The organism is Qipengyuania pacifica (assembly GCF_019857205.1).
GTDB lineage: Bacteria > Pseudomonadota > Alphaproteobacteria > Sphingomonadales > Sphingomonadaceae > Qipengyuania > Qipengyuania pacifica.
Genome location: NZ_JAHWXO010000011.1, coordinates 15,812 through 32,023, shown reverse-complemented (window position 1 = coordinate 32,023; position 16,212 = coordinate 15,812). Strand labels below are relative to the sequence as shown.

At 63.3% G+C, this 16,212-nt stretch carries 13 protein-coding genes and 2 tRNA genes; 12 read left to right on the top strand and 3 right to left on the bottom strand.

From position 1 onward, the window contains the following. Positions 1 to 31 precede the first annotated feature (31 nt). Positions 32 to 811: an acyl-CoA thioesterase gene (locus KYK83_RS14790; protein ID WP_196846957.1), complete on the bottom strand. Its 780-nt coding sequence runs from the start codon at positions 809 to 811 to the stop codon at positions 32 to 34. Positions 812 to 936: 125 nt separating this feature from the next. Here KYK83_RS14790 and KYK83_RS14785 point away from each other — a divergent pair. The 8 genes from KYK83_RS14785 (at position 937) to KYK83_RS14750 (ending at position 8,822) form a co-directional block, all read left to right on the top strand. After that, positions 937 to 1,010 (top strand) — tRNA-Cys (locus KYK83_RS14785). Between the two features lie 22 nt (positions 1,011 to 1,032). Continuing rightward, a tRNA-Thr gene (locus KYK83_RS14780) sits at positions 1,033 to 1,108 on the top strand. 89 nt (positions 1,109 to 1,197) lie between these two features. Further along, positions 1,198 to 3,243: an FUSC family protein gene (locus KYK83_RS14775; RefSeq protein WP_222828838.1), complete on the top strand. Its 2,046-nt coding sequence runs from the start codon at positions 1,198 to 1,200 to the stop codon at positions 3,241 to 3,243. Positions 3,244 to 3,428: 185 nt separating this feature from the next. Beyond that, the gene (paoA, locus tag KYK83_RS14770) at positions 3,429 to 4,061 is read left to right on the top strand and encodes an aldehyde dehydrogenase iron-sulfur subunit PaoA (RefSeq protein WP_222828837.1); all 633 of its coding nucleotides are present in this window, start codon (positions 3,429 to 3,431) and stop codon (positions 4,059 to 4,061) included. A gap of 2 nt (positions 4,062 to 4,063) precedes the next feature. Continuing rightward, the gene (locus KYK83_RS14765; protein WP_222828836.1) at positions 4,064 to 5,014 is read left to right on the top strand and encodes an FAD binding domain-containing protein; all 951 of its coding nucleotides are present in this window, start codon (positions 4,064 to 4,066) and stop codon (positions 5,012 to 5,014) included. A 4-nt stretch (positions 5,015 to 5,018) separates the two neighbouring features. Further along, the gene (gene paoC / locus KYK83_RS14760) at positions 5,019 to 7,220 is read left to right on the top strand and encodes an aldehyde oxidoreductase molybdenum-binding subunit PaoC (RefSeq protein ID WP_222828835.1); all 2,202 of its coding nucleotides are present in this window, start codon (positions 5,019 to 5,021) and stop codon (positions 7,218 to 7,220) included. Between the two features lie 29 nt (positions 7,221 to 7,249). After that, the gene (locus KYK83_RS14755; RefSeq protein ID WP_222828834.1) at positions 7,250 to 8,233 is read left to right on the top strand and encodes an XdhC family protein; all 984 of its coding nucleotides are present in this window, start codon (positions 7,250 to 7,252) and stop codon (positions 8,231 to 8,233) included. After that, positions 8,220 to 8,822, top strand: coding sequence for a nucleotidyltransferase family protein (locus KYK83_RS14750; RefSeq protein ID WP_222828833.1), 603 nt, complete (start codon positions 8,220 to 8,222; stop codon positions 8,820 to 8,822). Before KYK83_RS14755 ends, KYK83_RS14750 begins: the two co-directional genes overlap by 14 nt. A 15-nt stretch (positions 8,823 to 8,837) precedes the next feature. Here the strand turns inward: KYK83_RS14750 and hutC are convergent, their stop codons facing one another. After that, a complete protein-coding gene (gene hutC, locus KYK83_RS17560; protein WP_222828832.1) occupies positions 8,838 to 9,530 on the bottom strand; it encodes a histidine utilization transcriptional repressor HutC in 693 nt (230 codons plus the stop codon). Beyond that, on the bottom strand, positions 9,527 to 10,897 hold the full coding sequence (locus KYK83_RS14740) for a formimidoylglutamate deiminase (protein WP_222828831.1): 1,371 nt from the start codon (positions 10,895 to 10,897) through the stop codon (positions 9,527 to 9,529). Before KYK83_RS14740 ends, hutC begins: the two co-directional genes overlap by 4 nt. A gap of 65 nt (positions 10,898 to 10,962) precedes the next feature. On the opposite strand from KYK83_RS14740, the gene hutI reads away from it, so the two are divergent. From hutI to hutU, 4 genes are read left to right on the top strand one after another with little or no spacing between them, the layout of a single operon-like run. Beyond that, positions 10,963 to 12,180, top strand: coding sequence for an imidazolonepropionase (gene hutI, locus KYK83_RS14735; protein WP_222828830.1), 1,218 nt, complete (start codon positions 10,963 to 10,965; stop codon positions 12,178 to 12,180). Then, entirely contained in the window at positions 12,173 to 13,705 is a 1,533-nt protein-coding gene (hutH, locus tag KYK83_RS14730) for a histidine ammonia-lyase (protein WP_222828829.1), read from the top strand. The genes hutI and hutH overlap by 8 nt, the downstream gene beginning before the upstream one ends. Continuing rightward, positions 13,702 to 14,490 carry an N-formylglutamate deformylase gene (hutG, locus tag KYK83_RS14725; protein ID WP_222828828.1) on the top strand — a complete coding sequence of 263 codons (789 nt, stop codon included), beginning with the start codon at positions 13,702 to 13,704 and terminating at the stop codon, positions 14,488 to 14,490. The genes hutH and hutG overlap by 4 nt, the downstream gene beginning before the upstream one ends. Further along, positions 14,487 to 16,160 (top strand): urocanate hydratase, encoded by a 1,674-nt coding sequence (gene hutU, locus KYK83_RS14720; RefSeq protein WP_222828827.1) that lies wholly within the window; start codon positions 14,487 to 14,489, stop codon positions 16,158 to 16,160. The genes hutG and hutU overlap by 4 nt, the downstream gene beginning before the upstream one ends. Positions 16,161 to 16,212: the final 52 nt, after the last annotated feature.

Below are 16,212 nucleotides of genomic sequence, written 5' to 3'. Positions count from 1 at the left end.
GAGGGCTCGGCGCCCGCTCGGTCTCCTGCACCTAGCCGAAGATCGCGGCGCTCTGCATACCGTCCAGCACTTGATGGCCGTCGGCATTCCAGAGGCGAAGCCGCTCGGAAGAATAGCCGTGATCGGCGTGCTGGCTGGCATTTTCCGACAGGAACCAGCCATCGCGTGTGGTCGGTTCGGTGTCGAGCAGGTTGAATGACCAGTTGATCGAACTGAGCGGACCTTGTCGTTTCATGACTCGCATCGCGCCTGGCGGAAGCACATCGCCCATCAGAATGAGCTGCGATATCGGATCGAGCGCGTCGCGATCGGTCAGGCGCGCCCACCGCCGCACGATCGGCGCGCCCGGGCCCCGCACATCCTGCGCGCGGCGAATCTCGAAATTATTGGTGATGAAGGCCGGCCCCTTCCCATTCATGGCATCCTCCGCATCTTCGGGCGGCCCGGGCCATTCCTCGATCGGTGCAGCGGGATGGACTGCATTCGCCTCGCGCAGGGTGCCAAACAGCCAGAAAGCGCTCAGCGCACACTGGCCTTCGCACCACAGTTCGCTGCGCACCTGCGTCACATTGCGCCCCTGCCGCACGATTTCGCGTCTGACCTCGATATCTGATCCGGTCGGCGCCACGAAGGCGACCTGTGCGGCGCGAAGGGGTGGCAGATCGGGAAAGGCGCGGGTGGCTGCAGTATAGGCGACAAGCGCCGATGCACCGCCATAAAGCGTCCGGCCCTGCATCCACTGGTCGAGACCGGAAAAGCGTGTTTGCCCGCCTTGGGCCGTGATCGGATCGAGAAGATTGGCAATGCTCATGGTCGATCACATTGCCGCTAACCGGCCACGCGTAAAGACTGACGTTACGTAAGGTGTCATGTGGTGATTGCCTTTGGGTGCGAGAATCGCTAGTGCGCCGCTTCCCGTGCCGAGAGGCCGGGCGAGGCCCGATGGCGGAGTGGTTACGCAGAGGACTGCAAATCCTTGCACGCCGGTTCGATTCCGGCTCGGGCCTCCACTTCTCGCAGCAGTGCGAAAGTGCCGCTTTAGCTCAGTTGGTAGAGCACATCATTCGTAATGATGGGGTCAGGTGTTCGAGTCACCTAAGCGGCACCACTTTCATGGTTTACCGAAATCCTGCCATGTCCCTGGCGGCCCCATTCATGACCGCCGAGAACATTTGAGCAATAGCGGCAGGTATTTGCTTGACCCAGCATTACACTGTCGCACCCATCCGCAATTGCTGTATCGGCAAGGCAGTGCCAACCCTCCTCACCTTGTTCGTAAATGCCTTGCCGCCGGGCGCCCGGCGGATGTTGGTACGTGCCGATCCCGGGCTGCTGCGGACTGCCCGCGGTGCGCGTGCCATGTTCGCCTTTGTGCTGACGATGGCGGTGACCGTTTTGGCCGGTGGGGCGTTTGGAGCACCCGTCACGGCGTTTCTCATTGCCTTTCCCGTCACGGTTTTCAGCTGCGCGGCGATAAGCGACGACGAGACGCGGGCGCGGATTGGCAAGATACTCGCCTTGTCCGCATCGGCAGGTGCGATGTTTACGCTTTCGGCTCTGCTACATACGAGTTGGATAAATCATTTCGTTTTCGTGCTGCTGATCGGAGCAGTGGCATATGCACGTCAATTTGGCGGCCCCTGGATCCCGGTCGGGCTTGCCGCGAATGTCAGCTATTTCTTCGGTGCGTTTCTCAAACCCGACACGCAGATGCTCCACTGGCAGTGGGTCGGAGTGGTAATCGGCGCAGTTTGCGCATTGATCGTACACCAACTGGTCGTGCCGCACAGGCCCTGGCGGCGTATGCGTTGGGCAGTCAGCTCGATACGGATGCGCATGGGGGGCATGCTGGAAGTGGCTGCACGCTTCGGTGAAACGCAGAAAGCTCCTCACTTGAAGCGGGAATTGGCCCGGGTTGCCAATGCGGTGAACATTGCCGAAAACGAGTTGGACAATCTTCCGGGCGGGCGGCTTGCTCACCGGCCGCTTGCCGAAGCCCTTCTATCCATCCTGGCTCTGGCAGAGCGCTTTGCATTACAGCTTCAGGACCAGCTGGAACGGGTCGGCATGCCGAATGCCGACAAGCGCGAACTGGAGAGCCTTTCGAAAGCGCTGATCGATTACACGCCGCTCTCGCACAACGGCGACCTTGCGCTGATTGGCTCTGGGATAGACAGGCTCGAGCAAGCGCTGTTGCTACCGCCTGATCTCGACGCCGCGAGGTCGCGAAAAGTGCCACCGGCCGCGCCAGTCCGAGCGCAATTTCGTTCCGCTATTCAATCGGCGGCGGCTGCAGCGCTCGCTATCCTGGGCGGGGTGATGCTCTCGCCCGAACGCTGGTATTGGGCGGTCATAACCGTGTTCGTTATGTTCACAGGCACATTTTCGCGCGGCCAAGCGCTGGCCAAGTCCCTCCAGCGCACATTCGGAACCTTGGCAGGCATTCTGGTGGCAATGGGCGTTGTCTGGGCCCTGCAGGGCAACATTCATGTCGCTCTGGCGCTGATGCCGCTCGCGATTTTCTGCGTTTTTTACGCCTTCACTCAATCGTATACCTGGATGGCTTTCTGGATCACGGTGACCGTTGCCTTGCTGTTTCTGGCAACGGGGCGCTTCACCGACGCATTGATGGTGCTGAGGGTTGAAGAAACGGCGATCGGTGCAACTGCCGGGATCATCGTCGCAGCGTTCGTGCTGCCGAAGAGCACAGATGCCTATGCCCGTGAGCAATTGAACGATCTTCTTGATACAACCCGTGCTGTGCTGGAAACATCACTACCGGATGGCCCGATTGACCGGCTGCAGCTGACTGCCGCACTGCATGATTTCGAGGCGAAGGTTTCAAACATGCGGGACGTGATCGAGCCATTGCGTATTTTTCCCGGGGCGCGTGCCAGCGGCCAGCGGGACGGGATAACGCGCCAGCTCGTCCTTACCAGCTATTGGGTTCATGAAATCGCGCTTGCGGTGCGCGAACTGGATAGCGCCGGCGTGAAGCGATCGCCAGCTCGCGCTTTGGAAGCTTCGGCAAAGTTGGAAGCCGTGATAGAACGCCTTCGTGTCCCCGGACATGATGAAACTGCGGTGGAGACTGCTGATGCGCCGCCACCGTTGGCCCGTGAGACGGGCGGCGACCCGATGCAAGTGATCGCTACTGCATGCCACGGTGCCGCCGTCTCTCTGACAAGCGTAGCGCGCCTCGTCACCGATCGAAGCATGCATAGTCGCGCGTTTCGGTTCTGAAGCTCTACGTTGTAGCGAGCAAGGTGCTCGTTGCACAAATTCGCCGGGCGACTGCTCCGCTGCTGGCGAAGTCAAAAGCACCCACGTCGGCATCCAAGCAGTCACGGCATGGTCGCAAATCAGCATTTTGGTATCGGGAGCTTTGCTGCCATAGTGATGGCAAGGCAGGAAAACAGGAGGCGCCCATGGCTCAGGACGGATTTCTCAAGGTCTCTCGCAGGGGCGTTCTGGCAGGGGGAGTGGCTTCGGCAGCGGCCAGCCGAGCGTCGATCGCATTTGCGCAGGAAAATTCCGGGGCTTCTGCCGTTGAGGCTACCGTGCCCCTCAAATTTACCGTGAACGGCGAAGATCGCCAGCTCGACCTCGATACGCGGACAACGCTTCTGGACGCCTTGCGTGAGCATTTGCAGCTAACCGGCACGAAGAAGGGGTGCGATCATGGCCAGTGCGGCGCCTGCACGGTGATCGTGAATGGCGAGCGGATCAATTCGTGTCTCAGCCTGGCGGTACAGCACGAGGGTGACGAGGTAACGACGATCGAAGGACTCGGTTCTGCCGACAGGCTCCACCCGATGCAGGCCGCATTCGTGAAGCATGATGGCTATCAGTGTGGCTATTGCACTCCGGGGCAGATCTGTTCGGCGGTCGCCGTACTGGATGAGATTCGCAAAGGCATACCGAGCCATGTCACCGAAGATCTCGATGGGGCAATGCAGCCGAGCAATGTGGAGATGCGCGAACGGATGAGCGGCAATATCTGTCGCTGCGGCGCCTATTCCAACATCGCCGAGGCGATGGCCGAAGTGGCGGGGGCCTGATCATGCGCAGCTTTACTTACGAACGGGCGAAAACGGCGGCAGACGCGGCCAAAACGGTTGCAGAAACGCAGGGGGCCAAATTCATCGCCGGCGGCACCAATCTGCTGGATCTGATGAAGATCGAGGTGGAGACGCCCACTCATCTCGTCGATGTACAGGACTTGGGCTTCGATGCGATCGAGGAAACGCCGGAAGGCGGGTTGCGGATCGGCGCGCTTGTTTCCAATACTGCCCTGTCTGCCCATCCTGCCGTGCGGCGGGATTACGCCGTGCTGACGCGGGCGATCCAGGCAGGCGCGTCGGGACAGTTGCGCAACAAGGCCACCACTGGCGGAAACCTGTTGCAGCGGACCCGCTGTGCATATTTCTACGACACCAACATGCCCTGCAACAAGCGCAAGCCGGGCGATGGCTGCGCAGCGCTAGGCGGGTTTTCGCGGCAGTTGGGTGTCATCGGCATTTCTGATGCCTGCATTGCCACTTATCCCGGAGACATGGCCGTGGCGCTACGGGTGCTCGACGCAGTGGTCGAAACCGTGAAACCAGACGGGACGGCGCGGGCAATACCGATTGCCGATTTCCATCGCCTCTGGGGCGACACCCCTCAGACCGAAACGGTGCTTGAGCCCGGCGAACTCATCACGGCCGTGGTTCTGCCGGAGCCGCTGGGCGGACAGCATTTCTACCAGAAAGTCCGCGATCGTCGGTCATACGCCTTTGCGCTGGTGTCTGTGGCGGCGGTCATACAGGCTGACGGCACAGGACGCGTTGCTTTCGGCGGTGTAGCGCCCAAGCCGTGGCGTGTGGAGGCGGCGGACGCGCTGCTTCAGCAAGGGGCATCGGCTGTGGTGGCCGAGGCCTTTGCCGATGCCCGTCCGACCGAACAGAACAAGTTCAAGATCCCGCTCGCCGAACGGGCACTTGCGGGCATCCTTGCAGACGCGAGAGGCTGATCAGATGGAATTTAACGCTCCTGCGACTGAGAACCTGTTCGACCGCGCCAAGCTAGTCGGCAAGTCCACTCCGCGTATCGACGGGCCGCTCAAGGTGTCGGGCGCCGCGCCCTATGCGGCAGAGCGGCACGACGTCGTCGCTGGTCAGGCCTATGGCTGGATCGTCGGCGCGGCGATTGCCAAGGGCCGGATCCGGTCGATGGAGCTGGGCGATGCCCGCCGGGCGCCCGGGGTCGTCGCGATCGTTGCGGCGACCGAACATGAGCCGGTTGGGACCAGCCCCTACAATCATGCACCGCTCTTCGGCGGCCGCGACATCGCCCATTATCATCAGGCGATCGCCGTCGTGGTGGCCGAAACGTTCGAACAGGCCAGGGCCGCCGCCAGCCTGATCCGTACGCAATACGATGCCGCCGATGGCGTCCACGATCTTGCCCGCGTCAAAAGCGCGGCCAAAATCGGCACCGGCTTCAGCGGCGAATCGATGAAGGACACCCTGGGCGATTTCGATGGGGCTTTCGGCGGTGCGGCCGTGAAGATCGATGCCACTTACACCACGCCTGACGAAGCGCATGCGATGATGGAACCGTTTGCCACCATAGCTGCCTGGGAAGGCGACAAGCTGACGGTGTGGACGTCGAACCAGATGATCAACTGGGGCAAAAGGGCGCTGGCATCGATCCTTGGTATCGAGGCCGACAATGTGCGGGTGGATTCGCCCTATGTCGGCGGCGGTTTCGGCGGGAAACTGTTCATCCGCGCCGACGCGGTGATGGCCGCGCTGGGGGCCAAGGCGGCAAAGCGCCCGGTCAAGATCGCGATGCAGCGCCCGCTGATGTTCAACAATTCGACCCATCGCCCGGCCACCATCCAGCGCGTGCGCCTGGGGGCGGGATCGGATGGCAGGATCACCGCCATCGCGCATGAGTGCTGGTCGGCAAATATCACCGGCGAGGATGGCGAGCATGGCACGTTGCAAACGCCCAAACTCTATACCGGAGCCAACCGGCTGACCGCTTCCTATGTCTCGCAGATCGATCTTCCCGAAGGCAATGCCATGCGCGCGCCGGGCGAAGCGCCGGGTCATATGGCACTCGAGGTCGCGATGGACGAACTGGCCGAACAGGCGGGCATCGATCCTGTGGAACTGCGTATCCTCAACGATGCACACGGTGTCGTTCCGGGCGACCCCGAAACCAAGATATCGGATCGCCATCTCGCCCGCTGTCTGAAGGAAGGGGCCGAACGCTTCGGTTGGTCCGAACGCAAGGCCCAGCCAGGCCAGGCGCGCAACGGTCGCTGGCTGACGGGCATGGGCGTGGCTGCCGGATACCGTGCGGGTCCGACGGCCAAATCGGCCGCGCGTGTCAGCCTGTCCGCGGACGGCAAGCTCAAGGTCGAAACCGACATGACCGATATCGGCACCGGCTCCTACACCATCATTGCGCAGACCGCCGCCGAAACCATGGGTCTCCCGCTCGATAGCGTAACGGTTGAACTGGGGGATTCGAACTTCCCCGTCTCGTCGGGCTCCGGGGGGCAATGGGGCGCCGCAAGCTCGACTGCGGGCGTTTACGCAGCCTGCGTCAATCTGCGCCGGATGATTGGCGAAAAGCTCGGCTTCGATGGCGATGCGGCGGATTTCCAAGGAGGCCTCGCGACGCTGGATGGACAGGGCTGGCAGATCACCGAAGCCGGGGCACTCAGTGCCGATGGCGAAATGACCTATGGCGATTTCAAATCGGATTACGATGTGGGCACCTATGCCGCCCATTTCGCCGAAGTGCGCGTCGATGCCTTTACCGGCGAAGTGCACATCACGCGCATGCTGGCCGTTTGCGATGCCGGGCGCATCCTGAACCCGCTGTCTGCGCGCAGTCAGGTAATCGGCGGAATGGTCATGGCAGCGGGCGCAACACTGATGGAAGACCTGCATGTCGATAAAAGGTTCGGCTTTTTCGCCAATCATGATCTGGCCGGTTACGAAGTGCCGGTTCATGCGGACATTCCTCACCAGGAATGCATATTCCTCGACACGCTGGATCCCATCGTTTCCCCGATGAAGGCGAAGGGCGTGGGCGAACTTGGTATTTGCGGGCCCAATGCGGCGGTTGCCAATGCCGTCTACAACGCCACCGGTGTGCGGGTGCGCGAATACCCGATTACGGTCGATAAATATCTCGACCGGTTACCGGCGCTTGCGTGATCGCAGCAGACGGGGTGTAAATCGCAAGGATGGCTGAAAACTCTGCCTGGCTGATGAGCGGGCTCGAAGACGATGTCCGGCCGCGTATGTTCGAGGTGGCAAATCGGGGCGATGCCTTTGCCCTGGCCACCATCGTGAAGGCCGATGGCGGCCCGCGGCCAGTTGGTGCACAGATGGTCGTCACCGCGCGAGAAAGCTGGGGCTTTCTGTCGGGTGGCTGCATCGAAGACGACGTGGCGCTGAATGCGCGCGAGGTAATCGATGACGGGCAACCCCGCACTATCGTCTATGGAACCGGAAGTCCGCTGATTGACATCCGCCTGCCCTGTGGCGGCAGTATCGAAGTGATCATCGAGCGGGTGTCGCCGACCGATGCGGCGCTCGCCGATCTGCGATCGCTTACAACTGCGCGCCGACCCGCTGTCTGGATCAGCGATGGACGGCTGCGAAAATGCATTGCGCAGGAACATGGCGATGACACCGCGCCAGCCCTGATCGTCCGTCATTACTTTCCGTGTCAGAGGCTGGTGGTCATCGGCTCCGATCCCTTTGCACTTGCGATTGCGGGGCTCGGCCAGACCGTCGGCTGGGACGTATCCATTCTTGCTCCATTCGGACCGCAAGCCCATCCGCCCATTGGCGTATCCTATGATCGGCGGACCCTTGCAGAGGCCATGAACGATCCGGCGCCCGACCGCTGGACGGCCGTCGCCGTGGCGACTCACGATCTCGAACAGGATGAAAGCGCCCTGATCCCTGCCCTGCAATCGCCTGCAGGCTATGTCGGGGTGCTCGGTTCGCGTCGCAAGCTGGACCAACGCCTCGCCGGCCTGCGGTCTGCCGGGTTGGATCAGCCAGCGATCGCACGGCTTTCGGCTCCCATTGGTCTGAACATCGGGGCGTCGTCTCCATGGGAGGTGGCACTGTCGGTCGTCGCCGAAATAGTGGACGCCTGCCGCGGGGACACACGCCGTGTCGTTGCTCCCTCGCGCAAACCGCATGTCGCTGCCTGAAGCGACCGGGTGCCATGCCATCGTCCTCGCCGCGGGGACGGGTAGTCGGTTCGGAGGCGGGAAACTGCTTGCCCCTTTTCGCGGACGCCCGCTCATCTACTGGTCCGTCGCAGCAGCCCTTTCATCCCGTGTAACCAGCGTAACGGCTGTTCTTGGAGCGCAGGCCGATGACGTCGCGGCAGCCTTGGCACCGTTCGCCGATCGCCGTCTTTCTCTGGTTCGCTGCAGGCAGTGGGAAGAAGGGTTGTCGGCGTCGCTGACATTCGGGCTGCGAACGCTGCCACAGGACACGCGCGCGGTAGCGATCTTTCTGGGCGACATGCCCGATCTCGATCCCGGACTGGCCGATCGTGTGCTGACAGAGGTAGCTGGCGGCGCCCCGGCAGCGTATCCCGAGTGTAAAGGTATCCCGGGGCATCCGGTGGCTTTGTCCAGCAAGCTATTTCCTCTGATCGAAAGTCTCAAGGGCGATCAGGGCGCTCGCGCCGTCCTTGCCGGCAAAAGCGGTGTTATCCGTGTTCCAACCGACGATCCCGGCTCCATCGCCGATATCGACACAAGGCACGATCTGAAGCGGTTGGAACCTTAGCCCGTTCGTTTCGACCTAGATCGTGAAATCCAGCCGATATCCGGGAGTATAGTGCAACGCCATGGTCGTGACAGAGCGTTCGCCGAGCCACGTCGTTCGGCGCATGGTGAAAAGCGCCTCTCCGCGCCCGATACTCAGTATTTGCGCTATTCTCGCGTCAGCCGATATCGCCGACAGTTCTACCTCGCCGCGCGTGAAGGGGACTTTGCGAACCAACCATTCGTTTGCGCTCAGCGTGCCGAGGTCGGCAGTTTCGAAATCGGGTACCGTAGCAAGGTTTACCCAGCGTGTTTCGAAAGCGAAAGGCTGCCCATCCGCAAGATGCAGGGTCTCCAGATAGGCTGCCGATCTGTCTTCCGCGATCTGAAGGTTAAGCGAAGTTGTGACGGGTGGTTGCGTCTTCCGGCGCTTTACGATTTCGCAGCTGTAGGTTCGTCCCATGTCTTCAACCTGTTCGCGCACCAGCGGAATGCGGACCTGCGCCTGGGGGAGGGGCAGTGGGCGTACGCGGGTGCCGCCCTTGCGCTTGCGTTCCACGATGCCTTCTTGGGCCAGGGCCTGAAGAGCGCGATTCACCGTGGTCCGCGAACAGCCATACTGCTCGGCGAAATCGACCTCGCCCGGGATCAGTTCACCCAGTTTCCATTCGCCCGCCACGATGCGGGCACGAATGGCTTCGCGAATGCCGCGGTGCGTTTGTGCATTCACAGGGCGGCGCCCAGTTCCCGGATAGTGCGGGCGAAGCGCGCACGGATGTCGGCAGCGCGAATATGCTCACCGTCTTGCACGATATGGCGGCCCGCGGACCACAGGTCGCTAACGGCGTGTGCTTCCACGCCGAAAATCCACGCATCGAGCCGCTGGTCCGGTTGCGGCCAGTCGAGGAAGGGCAGATCATCGCGCAGGCCGACGATGTCGGCCCGCATCCCGATTTCGATAGTGCCTGCTTTCCGTCCGATTGCCTGCGCACCGCCGCGAGCCGCCCGCTCGTAAAGATAGCGCCCGTTGGACCGGGTCGCGTCATCGGTCAGCACCGCGCGCTGGCGGTGCTTCAGTCGCTGCGAAACTTCGAGCATGCGCAGTTCTTCCGCAACCGACAGGCGAATGTTGGAATCCGAACCGATGCCGTAGCGCCCGCCAGCCGCAAAATAGTCACGGGCTGCGAAAATCCCGTCGCCAAGGTTTGCCTCGGTGGTCGGGCAAAGGCCCGCCACCGCGCCCGAAGCGGCAAGGGCCTTAACCTCGTTTGCATCGAGATGAGTTGCATGGATCAGGCACCAGCGCTCGTCCACCGGCATATTGTCGATCAGCCAGCGAACAGGACGCGCGCCCAGATGGCCCTCTACCTCTTCAACTTCCCTGATTTGTTCGGCGGCATGGATATGGATGGGCCCTTCAGGGCAGAGCGCCAGGCATGTCTCGATCCCGTCCCGATCGACTGCCCGGAGCGAATGCGGGGCAACGCCAAGGCGGAAGTCTTCCGGCAGACCGCGGCTGTTGTCGGCGATCCGCGTATACAGCGCCTCGAACTGGTCGACGCTATTGCCGAACCGCAACTGGCCACCATTCAGCGAACGCCTGTCCAGCCCGCCATAAGTATAGAGTACCGGCAGATGGGTGAGGCCGATGCCACTGGTCTGGCTCGCCGCAAAGATGGCGTTGGACAATTCGGCGATGTCGTCGAACTTTTTGCCGCCGACCTGGTGGTGCACGTAATGGAATTCGGCCGATGCGGAATAGCCCGCCTGTGCCATTTCCATCTGCACCAGTGCAGCGATGGATTCGATGTGGTCCGGCGTCAATATATCCAGGAACCGGTACATCACTTTCCGCCACGTCCAGAAATCGTCCGCCCCCTGCGGGCCCCGCGCTTCGGCTAGCCCTGCCATGGCGCGCTGAAAGCTGTGCGTGTGGACGTTGGCGAGGCCGGGCAGTGCAGTCCCGACAGCAGTGGCGGGATCGAAACCGCGCGGGGATATCTCCACGATAGTGCCAAGTTCGTCGAGGTGAATGGCGTGGTCGGCAAGCCATCCAGAGGGCGTTAGAACCTGCCGTGCGGAGATGATGCCAGCCATTTACCGTTGCGCCTTTTTGGTAATATGTGCATACATAATCACACGGTAAGGAGATGCGCAAGAGTATGGCAGGCCGAGTTTTCACCCACTGCAAGGCCGCGACGCTGGTCGCAGAGGCGACGGGCTATGGTCTGGTCGAAGACGCTGCGATTGCAGTGCAAGGGGGGCGGATTTCCTGGGTCGGGGATGCAACCGATCTGCCGCAGGATTACGCCGATTGGGAGAAGGTCGAGCTGGAGGGGGCACTCGTCACGCCCGCGCTGGTCGATTGCCACACGCATCTCGTTTTTGGCGGCGATCGCAGCCGCGAATTTGCACTTCGTCTCGAGGGCGCGAGCTATGAAGAGATCGCGAAGGCCGGTGGCGGCATCCGTTCTACTGTTTCTGCGACGCGGCAAGCAACGGATGAGGACCTGCTTGCCAGCGCTGTGCGCCGCGTCGACGATTTGCTCGCAGACGGTGTCGCGGTGATCGAAGTCAAATCGGGCTATGGCCTGACCATCGAACAGGAAATGCGCATGCTGCGCGTTGCGCGCGCGATCGAGGGGCACCGCCCCGTCCGCATCCGCACAAGCTGGCTCGCGGCCCACGCGCTGCCTCCCGAATTCGAGGGCGAGGCCGACCGCTACATCGACGAAATCGTGATCCCGGGCCTCGAGGCCGCCGTCGTCGAAGGTCTGGTCGATGCGGTCGACGGGTTTTGCGAAGGCATCGGCTTTTCGCCCGCGCAGATCCGCAAGGTGTTCGACAAGGCACGCGAACTGGGCGTGCGGGTCAAGCTGCATGCCGAGCAGCTGAGCGACCTCAAGGGCTCGGTAATGGCCGCCGAATATGGCGCCTTGTCTGCCGATCATCTCGAATGGCTCGCGCCCGAGGACGCTGCCATCCTGGCCGAAAAAGGCGTGGTCGCGGTCCTCCTGCCAGGGGCATTCTATGCCCTGCGCGAAACGCGCCTGCCGCCGCTGGACGCGCTGCGCGAGAACGGCGTGCCGATGGCGCTCGCCACGGATTGCAATCCGGGCAGCTCGCCCCTGTCCTCGCTGCGCCTCGCCATGAACATGGGGTGCACCCTCTTTCGCATGACCCCCGAAGAAGCGCTCGCCGGGGCGACCCGCCATGCCGCGAAGGCGCTGGCGCTGGAGGAAGACCACGGCACGATCGAGGCGGGCAAGCGCGCCGACCTCGCGGTATGGGGCGTCTCTCACCCCGATTATCTCAGCTACTGGATCGGCGGGCACTTGCTGCGCGGCCGGATCACTGCAGGATCATATCACGATGCTTGAATTGTCGCCCGGTTCGCTGGGGTTGGTGCAGATCGAGGAACTGTACCGTTCGCCCGGCTCCTTCCGGATCGACCAGCCGGCGATGGATGCCGTAGCCCAGTCGGCCGACCGCCTCGGCGCGGCGCTCGGCTCGGGCGATGCGATCTACGGCGTCAACACCGGCTTCGGCAAGCTTGCCAGCGTCCGCATCGGCGAAACCGATCTCGGCACGCTCCAGCGCAATCTGGTGCTTTCGCACAGCGCAGGCTTCGGCCCGCCCCTCGATCCGCAGATCGTGCGCTTCATCATCGCGCTCAAGTGCCTTTCGCTGGGGCGCGGGGCATCCGGGGTCCGGCCCGTGGTTGTCGAACGGTTGCAGCAGCTGGTCGAAGCTGGCGTGACCCCCGTGGTCCCGGAAAAGGGATCGGTCGGCGCATCGGGCGATCTTGCCCCGCTGGCCCATGTCGCCGCCACCCTGATCGGGGAGGGCGACGCCTTCTACAGGGGCGAACGCATGGCGGCGGGCGCGGCCCTGCAGCGCGCAGGCCTCGAACCGCTCGTGCTCGAAGCCAAGGAAGGGCTCGCGCTGCTCAATGGCACGCAGGTGTCCACCGCTCTGGCCTTTGCCGCGCTGTTCGACAGCTGGCGGCTGGCGATCAATTCGCTTGTCACCACGGCGCTGTCGCTCGATGCGGCGATGGGTTCGACCGCGCCATTCCATGATGAGATCCACCGGCTGCGCGGCCATCGCGGCCAGATCGTGGCGGCGCAAATCATTCGCGACCTGCTCGACGGATCGCAGATCCGCGAAAGCCACCGCGAAGACGATCTGCGTGTGCAGGACCCCTATTGCCTGCGCTGCGCACCGCAGGTGATCGGCGCCTGTCTCGACCAGCTGGCGCATGCCGGCGAAGTCCTGCGGATCGAGGCCAATGCCGCGACCGACAACCCGCTGGTGCTGAGCGACGGCACCATCGTGTCGGGCGGCAATTTCCACGCGGAACCCGTCGGCATGGCGGCAGACGGTATCGCCATCGCCGTTTCGGAAATCGGCGCCATCGCCCAGCGGCGCATCGCCCTGCTGGTCGATCCCGCCTTGAGTTTCGGGCTGCCCGCCTTCCTTGCGCCGTCGCCGGGCCTGCAATCGGGGCTGATGATCGCCGAGGTCACCAGCGCCGCGCTGATGAGCGAGAACAAGGCGCTGGCCAATCCGCGCGTGGTCGATTCCACCCCGACGTCCGCCAATCAGGAAGACCATGTGTCCATGGCCTGCCACGGCGCGCGCCGCCTGATCGAAATGAACGGCAATCTGGCCGCAATCGTCGGGATCGAGGCGATGACGGCAGCACAGGGCGTCGAGTTTCGCGCGCCTCTCGCCACCAGCGACACGCTGGGCGCGGTTATCGCGCGTATCCGCGACGCCTCGCCCACGCTTACCGAAGATCGGCTGATGGAACCCGATATCGCCGCCATGGCGCAATTGCTGGGCTCCCGGCTCCTGAGCGAAGGCGTTGCCTTTTCCTCGATCGCGGAATTCGCCGGGTGAGCCCGGTCACGGTCATAGCGGGCGACGGCCCGATCGTGCTGGCCCAGCCGCATTCGGGCACGTTCGTGCCGCAGGACATCGCGGCGAACCTTACCGCGCGGGGCCGCAAGCTCGCCGATACGGACTGGCATATTCCGCAGCTCTACGACGATCTGGTACCCGATGCCACGATCGTGCGGGCCGAATTCAACCGTTATGTGATCGATGCCAACCGTCCGCCCGATGGCGCGACGCTGTATCCCGGGCAGAACACCACCGGGCTGGTCCCGATGGTCGATTTCGAAAACCACCCCCTGTGGCTCGAAGAACCGGGCGACGCCGAAATCGCGCGCCGTCGCGAGGCGTTTCACCGCCCCTATCACACGGCCTTGCAGGCCGAACTGGAGCGGGTGCGCGGCGTCCACGGTTTCGCCGTTCTGTACGATTGCCATTCGATCCAGTCGTGCCTGCCATTCCTGTTCGAAGGCCGGCTGCCTGATCTCAATATCGGCACCGACAATGGCGCGACCTGCCATCCCGCGATCGAGGCGGCGGTCGCGAACGCCTGTGCCGCCGGGCCCTATAGCCATGTCGTCAACGGGCGGTTCCGCGGCGGCTGGACCACGCGGCATTACGGCCGGCCCGACCGCAAGGTTCACGCGATCCAGATGGAAATCGCGCAGTCGACCTATCTCGAAGCGGAGGAACCGCCCTTCGCCTACTCCCCCGACAAGGCCGCCAGCCTGCGCGATACGATCGCCGCAGTGTTCGGCGGCATCCAGAGCACATTCGGAGACCTTGCATGAGTATCGACCGCCGCAACGCCCGCGACATCAAGGCGCCGACCGGCCCCGAACTCACCTGCGGCAGCTGGCAGACCGAAGCGCCGTTCCGCATGATCCAGAACAATCTCGACCGCGAGGTGGCGGAAAACCCTGACGAGCTGGTGGTCTATGGCGGTATCGGCCGCGCGGCGCGCAGCTGGAGCGATTTCGAAGCGATCCTGTCGAGCCTCAAGACCCTAGCGGACGATGAGACGCTGCTGGTGCAGTCGGGCAAGCCCGTGGGCGTGTTCCGCACGCATGCCGATGCCCCGCGCGTGCTGATCGCCAATTCCAACATCGTGCCGCACTGGGCGAACTGGGACCATTTCAGCGAGCTCGATAGGAAGGGCCTGATGATGTACGGCCAGATGACGGCCGGTTCGTGGATCTACATCGGCACGCAGGGCATCGTTCAGGGTACCTACGAAACCTTCGTTGAGGCGGGTCGCCAGCATTATGGCGGCGATCTGACGGGCAAGTGGATCCTGACCGGCGGGCTTGGCGGCATGGGCGGGGCGCAGCCGCTTGCCGCGGCGATGGCCGGGGCCTGCTGCCTGGCGGTCGAATGCAATCCCGAGAGCATCGATTTCCGCCTGCGCACGCGCTATCTCGACGAGAAGGCCGAAAGCCTGGACGAAGCGCTTGCCCTGATCGAGCGCTGGACCGCCGCGGGCGAGGCGAAGTCGGTCGGCCTGCTGGGCAACGCCGCCGAAATCTTTCCCGAACTGGTGAAGCGCGGGGTGCGGCCCGACATCGTTACCGACCAGACCAGCGCGCATGATCCGGTCAACGGCTACCTGCCCGAAGGCTGGACCATGGGCGAATGGCGCGCCAAACGCGAAAGCGATCCCAAGGCGGTGGAAAAGGCCGCGCGCGCATCCATGCGCAGGCAGGTCGAAGCTATGATCGCCTTCTGGGAGGCGGGCGTGCCGACGCTCGATTACGGCAACAACATTCGCCAGGTCGCGCTGGAGGAAGGGCTGGAAAATGCCTTTGCCTTCCCCGGCTTCGTACCTGCCTATATCCGCCCGCTGTTCTGCCGCGGGATCGGACCGTTCCGCTGGGCCGCGCTGTCGGGCGATCCGGAAGACATCTACAAAACCGACGCCAAGGTGAAGGAACTGCTGCCCGACAACCACGCTCTGCACAACTGGCTCGACATGGCCCGCGAACGGATCGCCTTTCAGGGCTTGCCGGCACGGATCTGTTGGGTCGGGCTGGGCGACCGCCACCGCCTGGGCATGGCATTCAACGAGATGGTCGCCAGCGGCGAGCTGAAAGCACCGGTGGTGATCGGTCGCGACCATCTCGACAGCGGATCCGTCGCCAGCCCCAACCGGGAAACCGAAGCGATGAAGGACGGCTCGGATGCGGTCAGCGACTGGCCGCTGCTCAACGCGCTGCTCAACACGGCGAGCGGAGCGACCTGGGTCAGCCTGCATCACGGGGGCGGGGTCGGCATGGGCTTTTCGCAGCATGCGGGCATGGTCATCGTGGCCGACGGGACCGAGGATGCCGCGCGGCGGCTCGAGCGCGTGCTGTGGAACGACCCGGCCAGCGGCGTGATGCGCCACGCCGACGCGGGCTACGAGGATGCGCTCGATTGCGCGAGAGAAAAGGGCCTGCACCTTCCCGGCATTCTGGGCGCATAGGTCCACGCATTTCGCGGGCCCTTGCCGACCGTTGGTCGAGAGGGCTTTGCTA

Coding starts and splice junctions, on each gene's coding strand:
- KYK83_RS14790 (WP_196846957.1), bottom strand. CDS start 811: ATGAGCATTGCCAATCTTCTCGATCCGATCACGGCCCAAGGCGGGCAA.
- paoA (WP_222828837.1), top strand. CDS start 3,429: ATGGCTCAGGACGGATTTCTCAAGGTCTCTCGCAGGGGCGTTCTGGCA.
- KYK83_RS14765 (WP_222828836.1), top strand. CDS start 4,064: ATGCGCAGCTTTACTTACGAACGGGCGAAAACGGCGGCAGACGCGGCC.
- paoC (WP_222828835.1), top strand. CDS start 5,019: ATGGAATTTAACGCTCCTGCGACTGAGAACCTGTTCGACCGCGCCAAG.
- KYK83_RS14755 (WP_222828834.1), top strand. CDS start 7,250: ATGGCTGAAAACTCTGCCTGGCTGATGAGCGGGCTCGAAGACGATGTC.
- KYK83_RS14750 (WP_222828833.1), top strand. CDS start 8,220: ATGTCGCTGCCTGAAGCGACCGGGTGCCATGCCATCGTCCTCGCCGCG.
- KYK83_RS14740 (WP_222828831.1), bottom strand. CDS start 10,897: ATGGCTGGCATCATCTCCGCACGGCAGGTTCTAACGCCCTCTGGATGG.
- hutI (WP_222828830.1), top strand. CDS start 10,963: ATGGCAGGCCGAGTTTTCACCCACTGCAAGGCCGCGACGCTGGTCGCA.
- hutH (WP_222828829.1), top strand. CDS start 12,173: ATGCTTGAATTGTCGCCCGGTTCGCTGGGGTTGGTGCAGATCGAGGAA.
- hutU (WP_222828827.1), top strand. CDS start 14,487: ATGAGTATCGACCGCCGCAACGCCCGCGACATCAAGGCGCCGACCGGC.